Source organism: Bartonella sp. CM31XJBT (assembly GCF_028618555.1).
Classification (GTDB): Bacteria; Pseudomonadota; Alphaproteobacteria; order Rhizobiales; family Rhizobiaceae; genus Bartonella.
Genome location: NZ_JAQITD010000007.1, coordinates 76,050 through 97,749, shown reverse-complemented (window position 1 = coordinate 97,749; position 21,700 = coordinate 76,050). Strand labels below are relative to the sequence as shown.

17 protein-coding genes, 1 tRNA gene and 3 pseudogenes are annotated in these 21,700 nt (G+C 38.8%); 7 read left to right on the top strand and 14 right to left on the bottom strand.

Features of this window, described 5'->3' with window-relative positions:
- The 3 genes and pseudogenes from PVV63_RS04960 to PVV63_RS04950 form a co-directional block, all read right to left on the bottom strand.
- Nucleotides 1-1,240, bottom strand: a pseudogene (locus PVV63_RS04960) (transporter); the annotation flags it as partial.
- On the bottom strand, nt 1,237-1,563 hold the full coding sequence (locus PVV63_RS04955; RefSeq protein ID WP_273790924.1) for a type IV secretion system protein VirB3: 327 nt from the start codon (nt 1,561-1,563) through the stop codon (nt 1,237-1,239). The pseudogene PVV63_RS04960 and the gene PVV63_RS04955, both read right to left, overlap by 4 nt.
- An 18-nt stretch (nt 1,564-1,581) precedes the next feature.
- Entirely contained in the window at nt 1,582-1,932 is a 351-nt protein-coding gene (locus PVV63_RS04950; protein ID WP_273790923.1) for a TrbC/VirB2 family protein, read from the bottom strand.
- Nucleotides 1,933-2,090: 158 nt separating this feature from the next.
- Between PVV63_RS04950 and PVV63_RS04945 the strand changes: the two genes are divergently transcribed.
- A complete protein-coding gene (locus tag PVV63_RS04945) occupies nt 2,091-2,834 on the top strand; it encodes a nuclease (protein ID WP_273790922.1) in 744 nt (247 codons plus the stop codon).
- Nucleotides 2,835-3,423: 589 nt separating this feature from the next.
- Here the strand turns inward: PVV63_RS04945 and PVV63_RS04940 are convergent.
- Both PVV63_RS04940 and PVV63_RS04935 read right to left on the bottom strand, forming a co-directional pair.
- On the bottom strand, nt 3,424-3,867 hold the full coding sequence (locus tag PVV63_RS04940; RefSeq protein ID WP_273790921.1) for a hypothetical protein: 444 nt from the start codon (nt 3,865-3,867) through the stop codon (nt 3,424-3,426).
- Between the two features lie 3 nt (nt 3,868-3,870).
- Complete coding sequence (locus PVV63_RS04935; protein ID WP_273790920.1) at nt 3,871-4,197, bottom strand: YqjD family protein; 327 nt, start codon at nt 4,195-4,197, stop codon at nt 3,871-3,873.
- Between the two features lie 994 nt (nt 4,198-5,191).
- On the opposite strand from PVV63_RS04935, the gene PVV63_RS04930 reads away from it, so the two are divergent.
- Both PVV63_RS04930 and PVV63_RS04925 read left to right on the top strand, forming a co-directional pair.
- Nucleotides 5,192-6,094 (top strand): MotA/TolQ/ExbB proton channel family protein, encoded by a 903-nt coding sequence (locus PVV63_RS04930; protein WP_273790919.1) that lies wholly within the window; start codon nt 5,192-5,194, stop codon nt 6,092-6,094.
- Entirely contained in the window at nt 6,091-6,684 is a 594-nt protein-coding gene (locus PVV63_RS04925) for a biopolymer transporter ExbD (RefSeq protein WP_273790918.1), read from the top strand. The genes PVV63_RS04930 and PVV63_RS04925 overlap by 4 nt, the downstream gene beginning before the upstream one ends.
- Nucleotides 6,685-7,535: 851 nt before the next feature.
- Here PVV63_RS04925 and PVV63_RS04920 read toward each other — a convergent pair.
- The 3 genes and pseudogenes from PVV63_RS04920 to PVV63_RS04910 form a co-directional block, all read right to left on the bottom strand.
- A pseudogene (locus tag PVV63_RS04920) lies at nt 7,536-7,682 on the bottom strand (dUTP diphosphatase); the annotation flags it as partial.
- Between the two features lie 508 nt (nt 7,683-8,190).
- Nucleotides 8,191-8,721, bottom strand: a complete 531-nt coding sequence (gene dut, locus PVV63_RS04915; RefSeq protein ID WP_273790917.1) for a dUTP diphosphatase — start codon at nt 8,719-8,721, stop codon at nt 8,191-8,193.
- Nucleotides 8,722-8,982: 261 nt separating this feature from the next.
- Nucleotides 8,983-9,792 (bottom strand): VIT1/CCC1 transporter family protein, encoded by an 810-nt coding sequence (locus PVV63_RS04910; RefSeq protein ID WP_273790916.1) that lies wholly within the window; start codon nt 9,790-9,792, stop codon nt 8,983-8,985.
- Between the two features lie 1,074 nt (nt 9,793-10,866).
- On the opposite strand from PVV63_RS04910, the gene PVV63_RS04905 reads away from it, so the two are divergent.
- Nucleotides 10,867-11,505 carry a hypothetical protein gene (locus PVV63_RS04905; RefSeq protein WP_273790915.1) on the top strand — a complete coding sequence of 213 codons (639 nt, stop codon included), beginning with the start codon at nt 10,867-10,869 and terminating at the stop codon, nt 11,503-11,505.
- A gap of 292 nt (nt 11,506-11,797) precedes the next feature.
- Nucleotides 11,798-12,010, top strand: coding sequence for a hypothetical protein (locus PVV63_RS04900; protein ID WP_273790914.1), 213 nt, complete (start codon nt 11,798-11,800; stop codon nt 12,008-12,010).
- A gap of 1,073 nt (nt 12,011-13,083) precedes the next feature.
- On the opposite strand, the gene PVV63_RS04895 is transcribed toward PVV63_RS04900, so the two are convergent.
- The 3 genes from PVV63_RS04895 to PVV63_RS04885 all read right to left on the bottom strand — a co-directional run bounded on the left by PVV63_RS04895 (nt 13,084) and on the right by PVV63_RS04885 (nt 15,096).
- Entirely contained in the window at nt 13,084-13,608 is a 525-nt protein-coding gene (locus PVV63_RS04895; protein ID WP_273790913.1) for a type II toxin-antitoxin system PemK/MazF family toxin, read from the bottom strand.
- A 297-nt stretch (nt 13,609-13,905) separates the two neighbouring features.
- Complete coding sequence (locus PVV63_RS04890) at nt 13,906-14,478, bottom strand: disulfide bond formation protein B (protein ID WP_273790912.1); 573 nt, start codon at nt 14,476-14,478, stop codon at nt 13,906-13,908.
- 12 nt (nt 14,479-14,490) lie between these two features.
- Nucleotides 14,491-15,096, bottom strand: coding sequence for a YqaA family protein (locus tag PVV63_RS04885; protein WP_273790911.1), 606 nt, complete (start codon nt 15,094-15,096; stop codon nt 14,491-14,493).
- Nucleotides 15,097-15,318: 222 nt separating this feature from the next.
- Between PVV63_RS04885 and PVV63_RS04880 the strand changes: the two genes are divergently transcribed.
- Nucleotides 15,319-15,403 (top strand) — tRNA-Leu (locus PVV63_RS04880).
- A 1,618-nt stretch (nt 15,404-17,021) separates the two neighbouring features.
- On the opposite strand, the gene PVV63_RS04875 is transcribed toward PVV63_RS04880, so the two are convergent.
- The 3 genes and pseudogenes from PVV63_RS04875 to fumC form a co-directional block, all read right to left on the bottom strand.
- On the bottom strand, nt 17,022-17,912 hold the full coding sequence (locus PVV63_RS04875) for an outer membrane protein (protein WP_273790910.1): 891 nt from the start codon (nt 17,910-17,912) through the stop codon (nt 17,022-17,024).
- 670 nt (nt 17,913-18,582) lie between these two features.
- Nucleotides 18,583-18,814: pseudogene (locus PVV63_RS04870) on the bottom strand (lyase family protein); the annotation flags it as partial.
- A gap of 972 nt (nt 18,815-19,786) precedes the next feature.
- Nucleotides 19,787-21,175, bottom strand: a complete 1,389-nt coding sequence (gene fumC, locus PVV63_RS04865; protein WP_273790909.1) for a class II fumarate hydratase — start codon at nt 21,173-21,175, stop codon at nt 19,787-19,789.
- A 226-nt stretch (nt 21,176-21,401) separates the two neighbouring features.
- Between fumC and groES the strand changes: the two genes are divergently transcribed.
- Nucleotides 21,402-21,698: a co-chaperone GroES gene (groES, locus tag PVV63_RS04860; RefSeq protein WP_005774667.1), complete on the top strand. Its 297-nt coding sequence runs from the start codon at nt 21,402-21,404 to the stop codon at nt 21,696-21,698.
- Nucleotides 21,699-21,700: the final 2 nt, after the last annotated feature.

Below are 21,700 nucleotides of genomic sequence, written 5' to 3'. Positions count from 1 at the left end.
TCATCAAGGCTACCGCTGGTCCCCACACATTGCCATCTATTTTCCCAACCGGAAAAGAATGAAATGGAGAAAGCGCTGCATAATTGCGGCTGGTTATCGCCCCAGAGCGGGTGCGATAAGCATAATTACCAGGCAATTGTGCCCACCAAGCCGCCGCTAACCCTAAATCTTCCCGTGCAATCACAGCCCCACCATCTGTAAGACGAGAACGCGCTTTGGCAAGATTATCCGCTAACTCTTGTGGCGTATCAGCAAAAACTGCCAATGATAAATGATGCTCCCCTAAAACAAAACGATTGGATTCAAGATCATCAAGCGCATCATCCAGTTCCATAATTTGTGAGCCCGCACGGTCTCCTGCATTGACCATTTGGTTTTGTTTGCGCCCCATAATCTGCTTGGCAATGTTTTTGCTCTTGAAAACAAAAGATTGGGTGAAAATAAATTCAAAGGGAAGGGTGAGCAAACCATCCGCCATGCCTACCCTGGTTTTTGCTGGATATTCTTTCCAACCAAACATGCCCGCAAAACGCTGTCCCGCCTCGGTGCGTATTTCTATGATCTCTTTCCCAAAAATGAGACGGTCTGAATAAACAGTCGACGCTATCGTCCCCCATGTCAACGGTATGCGTTCACGACGACCGCCTACCAATTGGTGGATAAACTCACTTTGCTGCGAATAAATATTACCTTCATGTTCATAAAGGCTCAGTCTTTTTGCACCATAACGCTCTAAATTTTGAATAAGATCTGTCGTAATATCTTCAAGCTTGCGAATGGACTCTGCGTCAACTTCTGTCTTTTCTTGCTTGGCTTTGCCTAAACGTTTGAAAAACTCCACTAATTTATCCGTTTGATCAACGTGTGGATTCCACAAAATAGAAAGATAAAGATCATTGCGATAAAGCTCCTGTGAAATCATCCGTTCACGATATTTATCATCTAATTGCTTGGCAAATGCCGATCTAAAAGTCCCATCCGGATAAACGGTTTCACGCTTTCTGATAATATGGCTATAAAGCGCTATCCGTTCATCCGCGATGTTTTTAAACAGATTATTGAGCTGTTCGTGAAGAACGTTCAGATCAATAATATCCGCTGTCTCAAAGTTAATCCCTTCAAGTTTAATAACGGACATGAGAGCGCGTGAATCCAGCGCAATGATGTGTTTATTGACATGGCGCACATAAGGAATGATCGCTTCTGGCTGCTTTTCACGTTTGCGCTCTGTTCTATTCATTGTAATTCCTCATAATTACGAATTAATCGTAATGGAGAAATACTTCCCCCACCCCATAGACTCGAATTTCTGGCAAAAATAGATGTCTTTTGCCATGTCAGAAGAATACGAAATTTGTTATGGTCATGCTTTAGGATTTCCTTGAATATGAAATGCAGCATCACACCAAAGGTTAGAAGAAAAATATTGCCTGCCATAATGAACAATATCATCGTTCCTATCCCATTTAATCCCATAGCTTCCACCGTCACGCCTGCGATCATTGCAGGGCGCGTGCAAGCAAGAAATAACGTATCTTCTGTTAGCTTGTCGTGCTCTTTCATGGCTTTGAAAGGCAACGTTTAATGGGAAAACATTGATACAATTTGCGATGCACCCATAACAATGCCGATGCCAACACAAACAAAAAATGCTTTACGCATTTCAACATAACCAGCAATCCAGGCAAGCCCAATACCAGCAACCGCAATGGTTGCAATTGATGTTGCAATTTTTCCTGTTAAAGCTTCAATGATTTTATCAAGAGCAGTTTCAATTTTTCCGAAGCCGCCATCTGCAAATGCTGGTTCACTCAGTGCCATGAAGGCAATAAACAGCATCAATGCTGCTGTTAACCATTTCTTTTGGGTGTTAGATAGAATAGTTTTTTGTAAGGTATGTTCACAACTGAACGAATTATTCATGTTTTTCATGAAAATTTCCCCGCTTTATGTTTAAGTTGTTTATAAAATTAATATTCAAAATATTATTCGGGAATCATATAAATGAAAAAAATAATTTTTTCTATCGATAAATTAATAATATTTAATCTTTTATTATTTAATGAACAAAAAATATAGTAATATTCAAAATGATACTTTTAAAATATCTTCGAGCAGCGCCTAAATATATTGTCTTAATTTGTATTATTATTTTGGGATACTTTTATTTAAGTAAAAATAATGAACAACTTATGCAAACTTCTTTTTTAAAAGGATCAGAAAAGACAATAGAAAATCCCGTTCAAAATCCAAAGTCACAATTGATAGATTATGCAAACAAACAAGACGTAAACCAACAAAATGTGCTATTGCATTCAGAACCACTCGCATCACAATTTTATGAAGAAAATGTGCCGGTTTATTCCGGTGCTATACAGGTCACAAGTGGTGTGACCTTTAAAATGATCACGCTTGTGGATGATGGGTGGAGAAAAAAGATTGTCCGTGATATCCGCTTATATGGTGTGGAAAGCTGTGAAATGAGGCAATTTGCTTCACGCAATGGCGTTAAGTGGCCATGCGGTGCTTTTGTTACGGCTTGGCTTGTTTCAAAAACAATCGATAAAAAGGTTACTTGTCGGCAAGCACGTGTCATTCAACAGGTTCATTATGCACAATGTTTTGTGGATGGGGTTGATCTGGCACGTTTGGGGCTTGCTGAAGGGTTGATGGTGTTGACAAAAGATCAGCATAATTTCCCATCCCCTGCAGACTATAAAACCCTACAATCTGCTGCTCAAAAAGCACAAAATGGCTTGTGGTCGAGCAAATTTCAACAACCAGAAGATTGGCGAAGAGATCACGGAAGCTATAATCCCATTGACCATAATTAATTATTGACCATTATTGATAAAGCGTCCTCTCAAGCACTATTTAAAAATTAAGACAATATTTTACTGCGAGCTTTATCAGGGAAAAGTTGACCACAAGCTATATAGGGCTGGAGGGGCAACGCTCTTCATGGAAAATTATTGTGTTTAAAGTTTGCTGTTGGTCAGTGCTATAGGAGAGCGCGTTTCCTTCTCCTAAACAAAATAGTCATTGTAACAAACATGAGTGTTCAGAAAAATATGAACACATGCAAACTACTGATGTGACCTATGGTCATGAAAAAAGGCTTATGAAAAAATAGAGAAAAGGTAAAACTGAAAACACCTTGCCTTCAAAAAACAACCAATTGCTTCAAATCAAACCAGAATTTTTAACTGAAGCACATTGCCTCATGTTGCTATGTTTATGAAACATGGGTTGTGCAATCTGAAAGAGATTGTAGCGGTTCTATGGAATTTTTAACCAAAATGAAGGGGATTTCTTTTCAGGCGCTTGGAGAAGCTAAAGAGACTATGAGGAAAAAATGTGCTTTCTTTTATAGCAAAAGAAAGCACATTGAGAGGGGGATTTAGAGTGACAGCTTTACATATTTTACTCTGAAAAGCGGTCTTTTTTATCTTTTTTCCACAGAAAATAAGTTGCAAGTCCGAGAATGGGAACACCCAATTTGGCAAAAGGGAGATGTTGACTGAGAGCAGCAAGGCTGGAAACGGTCGCATCTGTCATTAGTTTATGGCGTTGTTCTTCTGTCTTTTTTTGTTGGTCATAGCGTTGATAAGCCTTGAAAACCCGACTGATAATAAGACCTAATCCCGCAAGAGAAAGACAAATTAAAAACATGATACTAGCAGCGGCAAGAGGCTTCATAACAGAACATAACGCAATAAAACCGATGATACATAAAAAAAGCAAAGACATGAAGAATGAAATGCCAATAAACCCATAGCAAATTGCTTGAAGGCGTACTTGCTTGACTGTGCTTTTAAGCCCTCCACCGACAAGATTGTTTAAAAGAGGAGCGATAAACTTATGCATTGCTTAACGACGCAGTAATTGAGAAAGAATAAAACCAACCCCTGCGGCAAACAAAACGCTTTTGCCAGGATTTTTGCGAACGCATTGATTCATGGTTTGTTCAAGATCACTGATTTTGTCTTTTGCTTGAGACATCATGTCTTCACCACTTTCTTTCGCTGAGTGATATAGTTTTTCCGCTTTGTCTTTGGCGGCGTTAAATTTGTTTGCACCAAGGTCTGTCAGAGTTGAGGTAATCCCTGAAACTTCAGTGCGTAACTTTTCTAATTGTCCTTGTAGGTCTTTTTCTACGACTGTTTTATCGTGCTGTGTTGTTTTATTATGGGCCATGATATTTTTCCCTCTTGATTCATTATATTTGTATTGGTGTGTTCATAGTGATCATTTGCATTGGAGTGAAAATTTTCACTGCTTGAGTAACGCCAAAAGTTTTTTTTGGTTCCTTTCATTTTGTCGAATTTAAAATTGTTTTTGATAAAATAAATCTCGCCTATACAATATGCTCTGTTCGTAAAGGATCACATCGGTTGAAAATTGTCTTATGCTTTTGCAGGAATTTAGCTCCATTCTTCAGTTTCTCATGGCGCAGTTTTTTTATAAAAGTTTTTTTAAAAAGCGTGTTGAGGCTTATTTTTTAGGCTTGTGACAGATAAAAAACATGGTTATTGTGATTTTGCGGCAGAAGTTAATGTCATTTTTATGCTTTTGCAGAAGAAAAAGAAAATAATATTGCTGTTCTTTGCTCTCTGTGTATTTGGGGGCAACAAGCGCTCTCCCGTTATACTTTATACTTTTGGTCAGTTTAAGATGCTAAAAATGTAAAGTATATTTTTATTTTCGGATAGAAGGTATTTTAGTGCACTGGTTGTTAAAGATGTGCATATCCTTTTCTCCAAGAATTTTATGATATTTTTACTGCTTATTCCATGTAAGCAAATATTTTGTTGGATTTAAAAGAGCTGCTGAAATGAGAGAAGCTTGGCGATATGAGGAATTCATTCAACAGGAACGATGATAAATTATTCTTATAAATGAAAATATTATATGCGATATTTCTTGTAAGTTTATCATTTTGCCTAATTTATGCAATAAATTGATTAGGTAAGAGAAACTTGTTGAATTGTTAGAGAAAATTTCCTGAGTGATTTCTTTAGAATAAGAGAGAGCTTGTGGAATAAAACTATACTTGATTTATCAAGTTTTCTTTCTTAAGAGAAATGCGAAAGTGACGTTAAAAGGGTAGTGGCATTGTGGAACAGTGATGCTATGCGGGGTGACGATCCAGCTCATAAAAAAGATAAGACTAGAAGAATGTGAGATAAAAATGGAATCTGAAACAGTCCCTTTAGATAAAACAGTCCCTTTAGATAATATGTCTGCTGTAGTGACAGCGCATGATTTTTCTCCTTTTTCTATGTTTATGGCTGCTGATTGGGTGGTAAAAGCTGTTATCATTATTTTGTTACTTGCCTCTCTTATGTCTTGGACAATTGCTTTTGTAAAAATTATTGAGATCACTTTAGCAAAACGAAGAGTACGTCATGAACTTCAATTGGTTCTTAATGCTCAGACTCTTACGCGTTTGGCAGCTAGCTTGAAAGAAAGTAAAGGGGCTGGAGTGTTTTTTCTCAAAGAAGTTCTGAAAGAGGTTTATCTTTCTGCACAACAGGTTCATTTTTCTGCTCCTGAAGGGATAAACGAAAGCTCTGGTGAAAAAATCAGTGCAGGGGAAAGTGCACAAACGATTGAAGATATTCTCTTTTATGAGGAGAGCAATCAATATGAAGATGTTTCCCGCGATGTTCGCGATGCTAAGGCTCGCGATGTTCATGAAGGTTTAAAAGAAAGGGTTCATTCGCTTTTGTCACGCTGCTTGTTGGCTGCTACACGCCGTGTTGCATGTGGAAGCGCTGTTCTTGCAACCATTGGTGCAATTGCTCCTTTTGTGGGTCTTTTTGCAACTGTTTGGGGAATTATGAACTCTTTTATTGGGATTGCTCAGTCTCAGACAACGCGACTTGATGTGGTGGCGCCTGGGATTGCTGAAGCCTTATTCGCAACGGCTATGGGGCTTTTTGTAGCTATTCCTGCCGTTGTTATGTATAATAGCCTTATGCGTGCTTTGAGTGGCTATCGTAATGATTTAGGCGATATCGCTGCGGCTCTTGAAAGGCTCTTGAGCCGTGAACTTGATAGACAAAGACAACAGAAAAGTCGTAAAAAATGAACGCAAGCCTTAATAATGATTGGGATACAGATGAGAGTGGGTTGCAAAGTGAAATCAATGTGACTCCTTTTATCGATGTTGTATTGGTGTTGCTTATTGTTTTTATGGTTGCTGCACCTTTAGCAACATCTGTCATTCCCGTTCAGCTTCCTTCGATAACTCAAGTACCTTCAGTGGTTCAGTCTGATGAACCTCTTTATGTTACGTTGCAAAAAGATCGTTCTCTTTACATTGGTGATCATCTTGTAGAACAAGCCGCTTTAAAAGACGCTTTGTTAAGAGAAACTATGCAAAATTTAGAGACAAAAATTTTAATCAAAGCGGATAGTGAAATTGATTATGGTACTGTCATCGATTTATTAAATCAAATACGCATGGCTGGATATAATAAAATCGGTCTTGTAGGATTGCAAAACGCTACCACTCTTTCCTCAAGAGGTGAGCTCAATAATAAAACAACAGGGGTAGCGGATGCTGCTGTCAATGGAGTGGCTGGTAGCGCGGGTGGTAACGTTGTGGGGCATGTGGATGCCGTAACAACGGGCACTGCGGTAAACGCTAATATTCCAGCTGATGCCTCTGACCAGTGATAAAAAACAGCCTTTGTTGCAGGAAGCACAGTATATTACTTAAGTCGTAGAGTGAAATTGATGAGAGTTTTCTCGTGGGTTTATTAAACCAAATACGCATGGGTTTGATATTACGCAGGGGATTGATCTATTAAATCGGTTTTGTAGGATTAAGCTCTACTAATCTTGCCTCAAGAGGTGCGATCAAGAAAAACAGCAAGGGTGATTGTTGTGTGTCTTAGGGTATCTTAAAGCCCTTTTTGCGACGGTGTTCAGAAGAGTACACACTCTCCATAAATGGTATGACAGTAAAGCCCTCGTAAAATAATAAAAAATCTATTGAACTTCACTATCTTTACGCTTAACAAAAGAGCAAGCGAGCACCATTATCGTATTTATACTTTTTCCCAATGTTGTGACAGTGCTATTCATTATAGGCATTTTTCCAGTTTTTATCTACATGCTAGCCACATTTTGAACGTGAGAGACATGCTTTTGATTGATTTAATATAAATAGATTTGCAATGAAACAATCTTACAGTATTGAGATCTCTCATTTAAGTTGCAAGACAATTAATTATTATTATACATCAATAAGATATACAGATTGTCGATATTACAAGCGGTGTGTGAGCTTTCAATGGTTAATGCCAATGTTTTTGTTATGGGAGAGGGGTATCGGGTGATAATGAAGTTTTGTATAGCGCAAGAAACGTAATTGAGAGATGATTATTTAGAGGGGTGTTTAGTGAAAGAGCTTTGAAAGCAAGTGTGCATTCCTCCTGCACTTTAAAAGCGCAAGGGGCGTTAAGTGATAGAGTGGTTAGAATAAGCGAGTGTTATATTTGAGGGTAGCGATTTTTCAGAGCTTTTTAAGTATGACCCGTTGAACCAAAACCTCCTGTTCCACGGCTCTCGTTATGGCTTTGGGTATTTTGCTCTGGTTCAATGGCACAAACATTAACTTGAGATACAGGGGCGATGACTGTTTGGGCAATGCGCATTCCCTGTTTAAATGGAAAAGTCTTCTTGTCCTAAATTGATAAGAAGGACTTTGACTTCACTTCCGGATAGTCACACTCAATCGTTCCTGGAGTGTTGAGGCATGTGATGCCCGTGTTTTAAGGCTAAGCCAGAGCGTGGATGGATGCGTGCTTCAAACCCCAAGAGATCAATGAAAAATGAGACCTGTTGGAATAAGTGCCCGCTGCTCCTGGGCAGCGGTGAGCGTTTTTTCTTTGCCAATTGTTGCTTGTAAGTCCAAGACCCATAGAACCTTCTGTCGCGTAGTGAGGAAGCTTTCTTGTTGCAAGCGTGCGATGCTAAAGGGATAAAGTCGGGGCATGTGAAGATTGAGAAGAGACAGGAGAAGAGTAAGGATGATTATTTAGAGGGGCGTTTAGTGAAAGAACTTTGAAAGCAAATGCGCATTCCTTCTGCACTTTAAAAGCCCAAGGGGTTTTAAGTGAAAGAGTGGTTAGAATACGTGTGTGTTATATTTTAAGGGTAGCGATTTTTCAGAGCTTCTTAAGTGTGACCCGTTGAACCAAAACCTCCTGTTCCACGGCTCTCGTTATGGCTTTGGGTATTTTGCTCTGGTTCAATGGCACAAACATTAACTTGGGATACAGGGGCGATGACTGTTTGGGCAATGCGCATTCCCCGTTGGATGGAAAAGTCTTCTTGTCCTAAATTGATAAGAAGGACTTTAACTTCACCACGGTAGTCACTATCAATCGTTCCTGGAGTGTTGAGGCATGTGATGCCATGTTTTAAGGCTAAGCCAGAGCGTGGACGTATTTGTGCTTCAAACCCAAGAGATAAATGGAAAATGAGACCTGTTGGAATAAGTGCCCGCTGCCCAGGGGCAAGAACAAGCGTTTCTTCTTCTCCAATAGCTGCCCGTAGATCAAGACCCGCAGAACCAGCTGTCGCGTAGCAAGGAAGTTCTAAACCTTCTCCGTGTGCAAGACGCTGAACAAATAAAGTCCGGGCATGTGAAGATTGAGAAGAGACAGGATGATTGTTTAGAGGGCTGTTTGTTTCAGTGTGCGACATGATCAAGGCATTTCCAAAATATGAGGTCTAGAAGAAAATGACACTTTAACAAAAGATATCCATAAAACCAAGTCGATAAAGGTGTGTGGATACAGGTTGTCCCCAGAGCTTGGTTATCATCTCTTGCTAATCTAGAATATTCCAAAACACCCCCTAAAAGCACTATCAATGGCATTTTTCAATATGGCATCAGCAATGATGGCTTATACCTAGGAGTATGCGCTTATTTGAGATCTAAATTATGGTTACAGATAAGATTTTTTAGATACTACCGATAAGAATACCCGTGGCAAAAACCAGAGCACCACCAATGATGACCTGTAAAGAGGCGCGCCAAAAGGGAGTTGACATGAATTTGTTTTGGATCCAGACGATGGCCCCTAGTTCGAAAAAAACAATGATAAAAGCAATAATTGTTGCTACATAAAAAGAGTTGATCAAATAGGGAAGAGTATGGCCTAGTCCTCCTAATGTTGTCATAATGCCGCTGGCAAGACCTCTTTTTAACGGCGAACCACGCCCTGATAATTTGCCGTCATCGTGGGCTGCTTCTGTGAAACCCATTGAAAGTCCGGCACCAATTGAAGCTGAGAGCCCTATCAAAAAAGTTTGGTGCGTGTCTCCCGTGGCAAAAGCTGCTGCAAAAATGGGGGCAAGGGTAGAGACAGAGCCATCCATTAACCCTGCAAGACCTGGTTGAATCCAAGTCAAAAGTGTTTGTCTTTGCGTTTTTGAAGGTTTTTTTATGGTGTGATTTGCCGCTGTTGTTTTTTGGGAGGGATGGCGGCTCTTTCCTTTCACAAGAGAAGTTTTGTCACATAATGAACCGATAGTGTTTGCACGATTATGACAAGAAAGGCACAAAAGTTGCTTATAATTTTTAAGCTCTTGAAGCCCCATGGCGGTAAAAACCGCGGCTTCCTTAGAGGAATAAGGTTCTAGAGCTTTTGCATATTTTAAATAGAGCGCCGCATGTTGCTCTTTTATTTTGAGCGCTTTAAGTATCACGTTTTGTGCTGAACGAAAGGACAGAGCTTTACGTTGTACAAATGAAAAAAACGATCTCAACATTTTCTGTTCCTCTGCACTTTAGAATAATTCTAAAACATAAGAAAAATAAACCGAAAGTCAATCTAAAAGTTAAAAACTGACAAATTACAAAAAGGTTGCACTGAGAAAAAAGGTGATGGGATGCTGAGAAAGTACAAGGAGATTTATCAAATGGAGACGACAGGGGCGTATGAAAGAAATGATTACGTGAAAAAATTTAAGAGACAATGTGCTTTATTTTGCTACAGGGGCGTTTGAATGGAGCATTCTAATGTATTGATGCTCGAGAATATAGGAAAGGAATAAGCTAGCATCATCATTCATTTGATGCGTTCAAAAGACTGTAACAGCTCTTAGAATTTGAAATGATTCTTTTAAAGGAGATCTTTATTCAAGGGATAAAAGCCCATTTAGCGAGGGGCCCCCGTGAAGAGTATAGAAGGGTAGAGCCGCAAAATTTCCATGAAATAATATAAACTCCATTGAGTCTTCTTAATCTTTACGCTTCATAAAAGAGCAAGCTGGCATCATCATACACCTTAGCTCCCAGTGTTGCGACAGTCTTTAGCACGGTTCATTATAGGCATGGCATTTTATTGTACAGTTTTACGCCACTCGATCCCACTTGTGGAGGTGTAAGACAGTATTCTTATGATATTTACGCGCATTTTAGCGTTGTTACAGCTTTTGCATTTAGGTGGATTTGTTAGCGTGTAACGAATTATCTTTTGTGCTGTAATTGCAGGGGCAGGTTTAAGGGTGGGAGTGCATAAATGAGAGAGATATTATCATATCAAATTATTTGATCACGCATAAAAATTTACCCTTTATGAAGGGGCATTTATTGCCTTGTAACTTGCCTGATATCTTGTATGAAAGCCCAAAATTCAGTAGGATTCCTCTCATTTCAAAACTTCTTATATTGAAGCAATTCAAATCATTTTCTTGTGGATCACAAGGAGGGGTGTGGGTGTGAGGCTATTAAAAAGTGTGATAAGTTGCAGTGTGAGGGGAGTATAATCTCTGTGTAGTGAAGGAGATTGCTCTTAGCGTTTTGAAAAATATGTTAAGTTTTGTAGAAAAAGCGGGGAATATATGGAAATTGATGAAAGTTTGAAATTTTGGCGGCTTTCTGAAAAACTAACGTTATTGCAGGCAGCGTTATTGATAGCGGGCTTGAATCCAGGAAAGTGTCTGTTTTTCAACGAATTAGAACCAGTAAAAGGTGATATTTACGAAGGAAGGCGGCAAATACCGTTTGATAAAATTGCTCATTTTCGAGGAGCTTATAATGCCATCGTTCAAGCGGGAAAAAGCAATCAATTAAAGATAGAATGGTCGTATAATCCTTTTGGTGATATAGATGCAGATTCCTCATATGTTCGCGTTGATGATTTAAAAGAATGGCTTTCATTGCGTGGTCTGCGTCCTGCGTTTTTTTTTCCTGAGGATGATTCTGCTGAGACTAAGGATCAAAAATATGCGTTTCAAGATCCAACGCATCCGCGTTATGCTCCAAAGCTTGCTGCTATTGTTGCGGCATGGGAAGCGGTGAGTGAGGCTGAGGGTGGTAAAACTGTTAAAGGAACGCTCATAAAGTGGCTTAGTGAACATGCCGTTCAGTACAAGTTGGTGGATGATGATAATTTACCAAGAGAGAAGCTCATTGAGGAATTAGCGGCTGTTGCGAATTGGGAACCTACCGGAGGGGCGCCTAAGACACCTGCCAATTAATTTTATCAAAAGAAAAAAATAAAAAGATCACTAAAATTGTGCTGCTTTTTTTGATAATTTTGAAGATAAACTCTTTTTCTGGGGGAGATTTTTACTTTTCTTCCCTAGATTATAAGTAATTGTTTTTCAATGAAAATAATTTTTATAGTGTTCCTCTGACTGTTCAGGCGGGGGAAAATAGACATTTTGGGGCAGTAAAATTTACCCTGTAGTTTTCGTAACTTACCTCTCTATTTTTGTTTGATTTTTTTGGTCATTTTTAAAATCCAAATCAATTAAAATGGAGTTGAATATGAGAAAAGTATTTTCTTTTTTTACGGTGCGTGGAAGTGCAAAAAATCCTCAAGTCAATGCACCGATAAATGCACCAATATTGAAGCAGCCTGTTGCCGATGAGGTGGTGCGTAAATCGTTTAGAATAGGTGTATTGTCGTGTTGGTTAAAGTTTGAACTTATCCTTGTTATGGAAAAGGTCAAAGCTGAGCGCCATACGCTTTCTCCATAAAGAAATCTTGTCATCTATGAGCGAGTGAGGATTTCTCTTGAAAAATTTGCACAATAGTAAAACTAGTTAGCAAAACCCGTTCTTTGGCGTAACAAAAATGATGTCATAAATGATTATCTCATCATAAATATGCTTTAAAAATAACCCGTGCGTGGCGAAAGTCTATGGCGTAATCGCTATAGATTTTTGCTCCGTGTGTGATGATCAATACTCTTGTTTATCTCTTGTCAATGCAAGTGCCCATGAAAGTGATGAGAGTCTATTGCTCCATTGTGATGCTTGGTGGTTCATGTTTAGAAACGACAAGTGTATTGAACGCGATAGGGCTGATAGAAAGGAAAACGTATCCTGTAAAAATAGGTATGTCTTTAAAATAAAGCTGATAAACGAAATTATTTTTTTATCTACCTTTTATATGGTGAGAAAAAAGGCATTCAAAGTGCAAGCATAAGCAATTCAGCAGTAAATCCCAAAATAGCATAGATCGTTTCTAGGAGAACAGGGAAGAAAATCTATCTGCAAAAGCTATGTTAGATCATGTGACCGGTGAAATAATGTGGTTAGGGCAATAAACAATTGTTTTTGGTGAAGAGATAGAAATCGGTCGGGTGTTGATTTCTGGTTTATTAGAGAATTTTCTTTGTTATCTCGTCAAATACGATCGTTTGAGGTGTGGTCATATAAAGCGAAGCTTTTTTTCAATCTTGGAAAGATATTCCCATTGCGGAAAATCATATAAGGTTTAAGCAACGGCAGCACGATTTTTTGTGCAATGAAATGATAAGTATGTACAATATCTCGGTAATCTCCATGGGAAACTTTACCGGATCCAAGGTGTGGATATTGTCTTCTGCTTACCCCAAATCGCAGATATTTCAAAACAACAACGGTGGAGAATGAATGTTGGATATGTTCTAGGGAAGGTTGCAAAAAATGGCAGTTTTCAAAAAAATACCAAAAATGACGAAAGGAGCGGTTGCCCACTCCTTCGTTCCTATCTCCCCTTGCGGGGAAGCGGTCACCATTACTGATGCCGTGTATGGGGGTGCATATACGCTTATTTTTCCCAAAAGTCAATACTGTAAATGCGGTAAATATTTGAGCATCAGAGCTACAACTTTATGAAAATCTTCGCAGGATAACCTTGGAACGGTACGTGAGCAACTTAAACGACTTACAGAAACTGTTGTGACATAATTGCAGATAATCCATGCTTTTTTATTCTCTATGGGAGATTGTATTGGATACGCAGCGGGATTATTGGGTTGTGATTTCGTTGAAAAAGGTAAAACTGTCACATTTCCATATAATTTTGCATTCTTAGAAAGCACTAAAACAGGCCGCTTTTTCCAAAATTCAGGGAGTATCGAATCATGAGGAAAATCGCACCAAAAAACTTGCCTGATGCGTGGTGCCGATTTGATTCGTGGTTTTATATGAGGTGGTTTTTCGTAAGGCGCATTTAAATCTCTTTCTTTTATATGCTCACGCCATGCATTATGATCATGTTCCATCATAACACATGGTTCTTCAAGTTTGGTTATATCTAAGGAAATAGGTGATAGGGTAGAAGGCTCTGTGTTCTTATCTTCAGCCATAGCAGACCATTTATATTTATTGGTCCCCTCACTTATTATTTTACGGCTTTTCTATCACGAGTTTTTATCAAAATGTTGCTTATAAGTACAGAGAGGTGAAACCATAAAATGGATGTATCTGCTTATTTTTGTCTTTTGAGTACAACGCTAGAGGAGGGATGTTGGTGACTCGTTGGTGTTGGTGGGTTGGTTTGGCGGTGGGTGGTTTTGGGTGGGGATTGGTGACTGGAGAGTTGTTGGTTAGGGGGGAAGCGATTGGAGAGAACGAGTGAACGCGGTTTCGTTTCTATTTTATGGTTAGAGTTTTTTATTGCTTGAAAGAATGCCTTTTGAAGTAATATAGAGGCTTATAAGGCTGAAAAATAGGCTTGAGACGACATTCCAACCGGCAAATGAAAGAAAAAGAAAGCGTGCGGATGCTTCAGAACAAGAAGGGGGATGAATGTTGTTTAATTGGCTGAGCAGCTGGTTAATGTCTGAGGTTTTTCTCACTGCGCTTAAACCACAACTGAGGGGAGCAGCCCAAAAGCCATATTCAACACCCGCATGATAAATGGCTAAAACAAGGCTGATGCACATTAAGACAAAAACACACAAAAATAAAAGTTGTACCCAAGCAGTTATGCGAAAAAAATATGCCCCAAAACCTGCTAAAAGCAAAAATGGTATGGCACCATAATAGGGGAAACGCTCTATGAGACATAAATCGCAAGGAAGATACCCTCCGAAATGTTCAAAACCAAGGGCAATACCTATTGTGGCAGACAAGCAAAAAGCAAGAAAAAAAGCCCACAAACTTTGTTCTTTTCTGCTGGGTTCAAGATGAAGGTGCTTGTGTAAAAGTGGGTGAGAAGACAAAACGCATGCCATTAAGTCTGTTCCTTATAAAAGCTTCCTGTTTAAAAAAGCTATGAAAATCCCATAAATTAAAAGGAGGCTAACACAACCAATGAGAACAATCCATTTGAAATGCTGTACTAAAAAATTCATTGCTTTTTGTCCAAAATGTTTAATCAGCCACGCGAGAAGATAAAAACGAGCGCCTCTAGAAAAAATACAAATAAGCATGAAAAGTTCAAGACGTACACTCATTACACCGGCCAAAATTGTGACAATCTTGATGGGGGGAAGATGAAAAAAACCTGATGTTATCAGTAAAATGATTAGAAATTGCAGGGTTGCACTATTTTTCAGAGATTCAAAACTTTCAACCTTACCATAAATTTCTAAAATGGGTTTGGCAAGGGTATCATAGGCAAAATGTCCGATAAACCAACCGGCAATGCCTCCTAATACAGAACAGATTGTCGCAATCAAAGCATAGCGATAAACCCGCTTTTGATGGATAAGAAGCATCGGAATATATAAAACATCTATGGGAATTGGAAAAACAGAACTTTCAATAAAGGCAATGAAACCAAGCCAGTGTGGTGCTGTACGCCGATTTGCTAAAGAAATCGTCCAAAGCTTTAATTTGTTTAATATCATGAGGCTTTTTATAAGTTTAAGAGGTAAAGACTTTACAAATGAGATTGCTATAAATCCGGTAGAGAAATCCAATAAAGAAAATATTCCATAAAATAGATAAGAAAATGATATGAATTCTTAAAAAATGAGAAGTCTTCTGTTGACGAATCTGTGCTTCTTCATATAGTGCAAAGGAATAATCGACAAGTCTATCTTTTATAGTCCTGTCTTTTATAAAAGTGTGCGGGTGTGGTGGAACTGGTAGACGCGCCAGACTCAAAATCTGGTTCCGAGAGGAGTGTCGGTTCGAGTCCGACCACCCGCACCATCTCATAAATATTTCCCTTGATCCTGTTATGGCGCATCACTTTGGTTTATAAAACATGGGATTTATAAAACATGGGGGGATTTATAAAACATGGGATTTATAGACCGTGTTCAATGTTTTGCATGTTGAATGAAAAACCTCGAATACCGTAGGATTTTCTCATTTCAAGTCTGCTTATAGTAAATCAACCAAAATCATGTCGCTCGTACGTTACAAGCTAGATGAGCTCGCGTGGAGTGAAATTTTACAAAAATGAATAAAAATGCCTCTTATGCCGTTTCAAGGGCATCATTGGAGGTAAAGTGTATGATGGATGGTGCCAGCTTGCACTTTTATGAAGTGTAGAGATGGTGCTCTATAGATTTTATATTCTTGTAGGTGCTGTCGCAAAATGGGCTTGAGGGTTTTGAGAGATGTTTCTTTAAAACACGCATGTGAGTTGGCAACCAAAGTGTCTTGAATTTGAGTGTGTTTGGTTTGAAGCGTTGTCGTATGACATGAGGGGCGTGATCGCCAAAAAGATATGTGAGCAACAAAAGCATGAGGCAATGCGTAATCTCCACTCTTTAAAAGACAGAGTTTTAGAGGTTTAAAAAATAGTGCTTTAGAGGCTTTATAGATTTTATATTCTTGTAGGTGCTGTCGCAAAATGGGCTTGAGGGTTTTGAGAGATGTTTCTTTAAAACACGCATGTGCATTGGCAACCAAAGTGTCTTGAATTTGAGTGTGTTTGGTTTGAAGAGTTGTCGTATGACATGAGGGGGATCGCCAAAAAGATATGTGAGCAACAAAAGCATGAGGCAATGCGTAATCTCCACTCTTTAAAAGACAGAGTTTTAGAGGTTTAAAAAAATAGTGCTTTAGAGGCTTTTGAAAGTTGTAAAGCAGAGGGAAATGGTAAGGTTGGAAATTGGTTTTTTACCTTGACAACTTCATGTTCTCTCCAAATGAAGCTGTCTCCCCGTTACAGAAATTACATAAACAGAAAACCGCAATATCCTTTCTCCACTCTGGCATACAATAGCTGTAAAATACTGTCGTTTGAAGTGTGGTAATATAGGGCATACTTCCTTGAAACGTTACAGTATTTTTTCGCTGTGTGTTGAATATTCTTCAGTGTGTTTGTCTTGCTTTAGGCTTAAGGGCATTCCATGAGGAGGAGCCCAGAGGAGACTGTCCCAAGAGTCCGTCCCAAGAGTCTCCCAGAGTTTTTGTGTTTTTACAAACGGATATGGTGTTTAAAAATGGGTGTTTAAAAATGGTTTTTGAAAGCTTTATCCTTCGAGAGAGGAGAGGCCAAGTTAACATCAGCCTATAAAATTGCAATTGATGCACAATATCCATATTTCTTTTAAAGAAATATCTCTTACATAACGGCGCTCATTTATTTTACGATGGCCCCAGTGGTGTGGTGGTAAAGCTTTTATATTCCATATGCATTACACGAAAGGGTGAGAGGATAGGAGCTTGCTTTAAAAGAGGGAGAGGCTTTATTGTTTCATGACTATTTTATAGTTTAGTCCTAGTTTTTAGAATCTGCGTCTTTTTAAGGGTAAAGGGGCATTAAAAAACCCCGTTTTTAACAGGGTTTTTTAATCGTTTAATTTTTCTACAAAACTTAGAATTTATAAGCAATGCCAAAGCGAACATCATGCGTTTGAGAAGAAATTTTAAGGTTATCGTTTGCAAATTTCTTTTTAAAAAAATCTGAATAACGATATTCTGTACGCATAATGATATTATCTGTCATTGCAAGATCAAAACCACCACCAATAGTGTAACCAAACATTGTTTTTGTCTCATCTAACACGTTGCCAGAAGCAAAAATTGTCGGACCTTCTTGCGATTTTAATAAAAGTGACATGATATATTGCATTTGTGTATAGGCTACACCCCCTGCAATATAAGGCATAAGACGATGGGAAGCAAAACCAATACGCGCGCGCGCAGCACCAGACCATGTTTCTTTCAATGTTACACTGCTGATAACAATGTCACCATAGTTGGGTATCGTTTCATCCTGAGCTACAGGTTTTTTGATAGGAATCCCAGCTTCTTTAAAGGCAATGTTAATAGAGTCTAATTCATATAGAATTTTCTTTCCATTGTCTGTTTGGGTGCTTTTCTTCCCAGACCAGACTATGTCCGTATCAAAACCGAAAACAAGGTTATCTCCCAGATCAATATTAGAACCTGCATACAAACCTGCTCTCAATCCTGACGGTTTCGGTGATAAATCTCTATCAACCCAAGCCCATTTTCCATCCCTGGCGTCTTGTGCGTAATTTAGAGTATTTTTACTGGAAAAATATCCAATTTGTCCCCCAAAATAAAAACCAGACCAAGAAAAAGGCGCAGAAACAGTAACCGGTGAGATATGTGATGATGAATCATTTTGCAATGAAACTTTCGGTTTTGATTGCTCAAAGATTACCGTATCTGCTGCTTGCGCTGTTGAAGTGGTAATGAAAGTGAAAATAGATAGTGCAATTAAACATTTTGTTTTCATAAAAAACGTCCCCAATTTATTTCGGATACAAAGTGTATTATATATAAATTGGTTAAAGAAATCTATATTTAATATCATTATGAAAATTAAAATACTCAAAAAATCTATAATTACCCATATTAAAGCGTTTTCAAAACCTGGTTTCGTGTTATTATTCCGCATAGGTATTAATTTTTAAGGTTTTTTTGTAAACTCTTTCAATGTTCCCTGCGTGTTCTTTATAGTTTTGGAAAAAAGTATGGTAAATAAGCCTTTGATTTATTTAAGAAACTATTATTTTATAGATTAAAATCACCCTTTGTTATTTAGTATTAAAGATATTATCCGTTATGACGGATATTGTTGTGCTTAATATTCAATTAGTGGTAAAATGCATATTGGCACCATCATATTTTTTATCATATTCTTTGCTTGTTTCTGATATTGTGTAGCTTTGTATTGCGATAGCCTTTTGAGTACTTGAGAGGATGAGCGACTTTATTTCTTTTGTATCTATATGCCACTTTTTCGTATGACAATCCAAGCTAATAGTTTTGTTTGGCGAATAGTTTTGATTGATTGAATAAAATACGAAGAATAAGAAGGAACAAAGTGCGAGAATCTAAAGTTTCATGGGCTTTCTCATATACCATGTAAAACGATAAACTCTCCTTTCCGTTCGCTTAAAGTCGGAACGTGGATAAGAGCCTAAAAAATGAATGTCGTTGGCAATTTTTAAGAGATTAACTTTAAAGAGATTAGTGCGTACACTCAGGTTTTTGTGGAAATGGGTGAGGGCGCCATGATAGGCAAATGCCTCAAATTTCTTGCGAGCTGTCAAGGATATCTCTGTCAGAGAGCTGATTGTTTCAGCAAAGGCCAAAACCTTTCGGTGCATTGAGTTTTTTTCCAGCAGCTGTTCCTCTATTGAGCACCCCTATCTTTATGCTTCATAAGGAGACGTCTTTCAATGTTCCCAAACCCATTTCACGACAGCGATTGTGAATGGTATCATGATAAATCCATTGAGCACCCCTATCTCTATGCTTTATAAAGGAAACATCTCTCAATACTCCTAAATCCATTTCACGATGGTGGCGCATGAATGGTATCATGATAAATCTATTAAGCACCCCTATCTCTATGCTTTATAAAGGAGCAAGCCGGTACCATTATTTTTTCCTGTTCGTGGGTACTGTGACAGCCCTTGGCACTTGAGGCGATTTCATTAGATGCGTTTTTAGTCCTTACCTTCTACAATTTCTATCCACACATTCATTCCGCTTATAATGTGCAAGTCAGTGATTTTGATTGATGCAACATGGGACAGATTTAAAAGGAGGAAATCTTACGGTATTCAGAATTCTCATTCAATATGGATAACGCTAGATGATCATTATAAATCAATACATCATCTCATTGAGACAAGAGCTACCTACAGAATGTATCAATAATGATAACATTGTAAAGCGTAACTACTATGAATTCATTAATCTTTATACTTCGATTGAAATTATGTCTATTAATACTGATTTTTTTGAGCTCATTCTGTTTGGTTGATAGCTAATTGATTTTCAAAATCAAGACGTGAAGCTAGAATGAAAACACCTTAAGATCATATCCATTTAAATCACTTTCTGCCAGTATAGCCATTGGGTGTTGAGCCATGACTATCCACTCCTTTCCAAAGCCCCATTCCTTTCCAAAGCCGTTGTGTCTTTTAAGTACAACGTAAGAAACAAAACCATCCATAGCATAAATGCGGACCAGAGCCTAAAATGAACGCTGTGGGTAATTGTTATCGGTCATCATCGGGGTGTTTGCACCCCGATTCTTTTGACAGACAGATTGGTTTTAAGATATTTGCATCTTTTTTAGTGGGTTGTTTATTGGTTTTATTGGGGAGCAATCATCTTTTTGGGATCAACTAATCGGTCATAATCCTCTACAAAAACGCCTGCTTTTAATGCTTCGGTGCGCAAAGTTGTATCATTTTTATGCGCTGCTTTGGCAATTTCAGCAGCTTTTTCATAGCCAATTTCTGGTGCAAGAGCTGTGACTAACATGAGTGAGCGCTCCATGAGCGAGTGAATATGAACGCGATTGGCCCGTAATCCTTGAATGCAATGCATATCAAAGGAACGCATGCAATCACCAAGAAGGGTAATTGATTGTAAAACGTTATAGCCAATAACAGGTTTATAAACGTTGAGTTCAAAATGTCCTTGGCTTGCGGCAAAGGTTACGCTGGTATGATTGCCAAAGACTTGGCATGCGACCATGGTTAAGGCTTCACATTGTGTGGGGTTGACTTTGCCGGGCATAATAGAAGATCCGGGTTCATTTTCGGGAAGACTGAGTTCCCCTAAACCGGAACGTGGACCAGAGCCTAAAAACCGAATGTCATTGGCAATTTTAAACAGATCAGCAGCAAGAGCATTCAAGCTCCCGTGGAAATGCGCAAGGGCGCCATGATGGGCGAGTGCTTCAAATTTATTGCTGGCAGTTTGGAACGTTATGCCTGTGAGAGCGCTTACTGTTTGCGCAAAAGCAATGTCAAAACCTTTGGGTGCATTCAGCCCTGTGCCAACAGCCGTGCCACCTTGAGCAAGCATGTGGACATCGGTTAGAGCATTTTCAATGCGCTGAAGATTGGCTTCTAATGCGGCACGATAGCCTGAAAATTCTTGCCCTAAGGTTAAAGGCGTTGCATCTTGGGTATGGGTGCGGCCGATTTTAATGATGTCTGCAAATTCTTGCTCTTTTTGTTTTAATGTAGCAATAAGAGCTTCAAGGATTGGTAGTAAGTGTTGGCGTGTTTGCAACGTGGTGGCAATGTGAAGCGCTGTGGGAAAGGAATCGTTCGATGATTGACTCATATTGACATGGTCATTGGGATGAACTGGTTTTTTGCTTCCAAGTTTTCCTCCCAAAATCTTACTCGCACGATTAGCAATGACTTCATTGACATTCATATTGCTTTGTGTGCCAGAACCTGTTTGCCAAACGGAGAGTGGAAAATGCGTATCAAAATCGCCGGCAAGCACTTCATCGGCGGCGGCAATAATTGCTTTTCCAATGTTTTCTGGTAGTTTTCCTTTGTCCATATTTACAACAGCTGCAGCTTTTTTGACAAGAACTAAGGCATAGATGATGGCAAGAGGCTGCTTTTCACTGCCAATATTAAAATTATGCAGAGAACGTTCAGTTTGTGCGCCCCAATAACGATCTTGACGTACCGAAATTGTTCCAAAGCTATCCGTTTCCTGACGTGTTTCAACCATGATAAGATCCTTTTTTGTTCACGGGTTCTTAAAAAAGATAGATAACGCGAAAGTGCAATAAGAGGCAAGACTTTGAAGCTTCATTTAGAGAAATTATTTTTAGGCTATTCTTGACATTGAGAGATGCCGATTTTATATCTAACTCATACTAGCACTCTCAAGCTATGAGTGCTAGCAAGAACTTTTAAGATTAATGCAATTATGTTCAGTTTTAAGGATTTAAAACATGGCTAATATACAATTCCGCCCACTTCACGACCGTGTCGTTGTCCGTCGGGTTGAATCTGAAAATAAAACGGCTGGTGGGATTATCATCCCTGATACAGCAAAAGAAAAACCCCAAGAAGGCGAAGTAATTGCTGTTGGCAATGGCGCTCTCGATGATAACGGCAAGCGTGTGCCTTTAGAGGTTAAAACAGGAGACCGTATCCTCTTTGGAAAATGGTCTGGGACTGAAGTCAAGATTAATGGGGAAGACCTCCTCATCATGAAAGAATCTGACATTATGGGAATTATGGGCTAATT

What these genes read in the sequence shown, in the direction of transcription:
- PVV63_RS04955 (WP_273790924.1), bottom strand. Translation starts at nt 1,563, where the DNA reads ATGAAAGAGCACGACAAGCTAACAGAAGATACGTTATTTCTTGCTTGC.
- PVV63_RS04950 (WP_273790923.1), bottom strand. Translation starts at nt 1,932, where the DNA reads ATGAAAAACATGAATAATTCGTTCAGTTGTGAACATACCTTACAAAAA.
- PVV63_RS04945 (WP_273790922.1), top strand. Translation starts at nt 2,091, where the DNA reads ATGATACTTTTAAAATATCTTCGAGCAGCGCCTAAATATATTGTCTTA.
- PVV63_RS04940 (WP_273790921.1), bottom strand. Translation starts at nt 3,867, where the DNA reads ATGCATAAGTTTATCGCTCCTCTTTTAAACAATCTTGTCGGTGGAGGG.
- PVV63_RS04935 (WP_273790920.1), bottom strand. Translation starts at nt 4,197, where the DNA reads ATGGCCCATAATAAAACAACACAGCACGATAAAACAGTCGTAGAAAAA.
- PVV63_RS04930 (WP_273790919.1), top strand. Translation starts at nt 5,192, where the DNA reads ATGGAATCTGAAACAGTCCCTTTAGATAAAACAGTCCCTTTAGATAAT.
- PVV63_RS04925 (WP_273790918.1), top strand. Translation starts at nt 6,091, where the DNA reads ATGAACGCAAGCCTTAATAATGATTGGGATACAGATGAGAGTGGGTTG.
- dut (WP_273790917.1), bottom strand. Translation starts at nt 8,721, where the DNA reads ATGTCGCACACTGAAACAAACAGCCCTCTAAACAATCATCCTGTCTCT.
- PVV63_RS04910 (WP_273790916.1), bottom strand. Translation starts at nt 9,792, where the DNA reads ATGTTGAGATCGTTTTTTTCATTTGTACAACGTAAAGCTCTGTCCTTT.
- PVV63_RS04905 (WP_273790915.1), top strand. Translation starts at nt 10,867, where the DNA reads ATGGAAATTGATGAAAGTTTGAAATTTTGGCGGCTTTCTGAAAAACTA.
- PVV63_RS04900 (WP_273790914.1), top strand. Translation starts at nt 11,798, where the DNA reads ATGAGAAAAGTATTTTCTTTTTTTACGGTGCGTGGAAGTGCAAAAAAT.
- PVV63_RS04895 (WP_273790913.1), bottom strand. Translation starts at nt 13,608, where the DNA reads ATGGCTGAAGATAAGAACACAGAGCCTTCTACCCTATCACCTATTTCC.
- PVV63_RS04890 (WP_273790912.1), bottom strand. Translation starts at nt 14,478, where the DNA reads ATGGCATGCGTTTTGTCTTCTCACCCACTTTTACACAAGCACCTTCAT.
- PVV63_RS04885 (WP_273790911.1), bottom strand. Translation starts at nt 15,096, where the DNA reads ATGATATTAAACAAATTAAAGCTTTGGACGATTTCTTTAGCAAATCGG.
- PVV63_RS04875 (WP_273790910.1), bottom strand. Translation starts at nt 17,912, where the DNA reads ATGAAAACAAAATGTTTAATTGCACTATCTATTTTCACTTTCATTACC.
- fumC (WP_273790909.1), bottom strand. Translation starts at nt 21,175, where the DNA reads ATGGTTGAAACACGTCAGGAAACGGATAGCTTTGGAACAATTTCGGTA.
- groES (WP_005774667.1), top strand. Translation starts at nt 21,402, where the DNA reads ATGGCTAATATACAATTCCGCCCACTTCACGACCGTGTCGTTGTCCGT.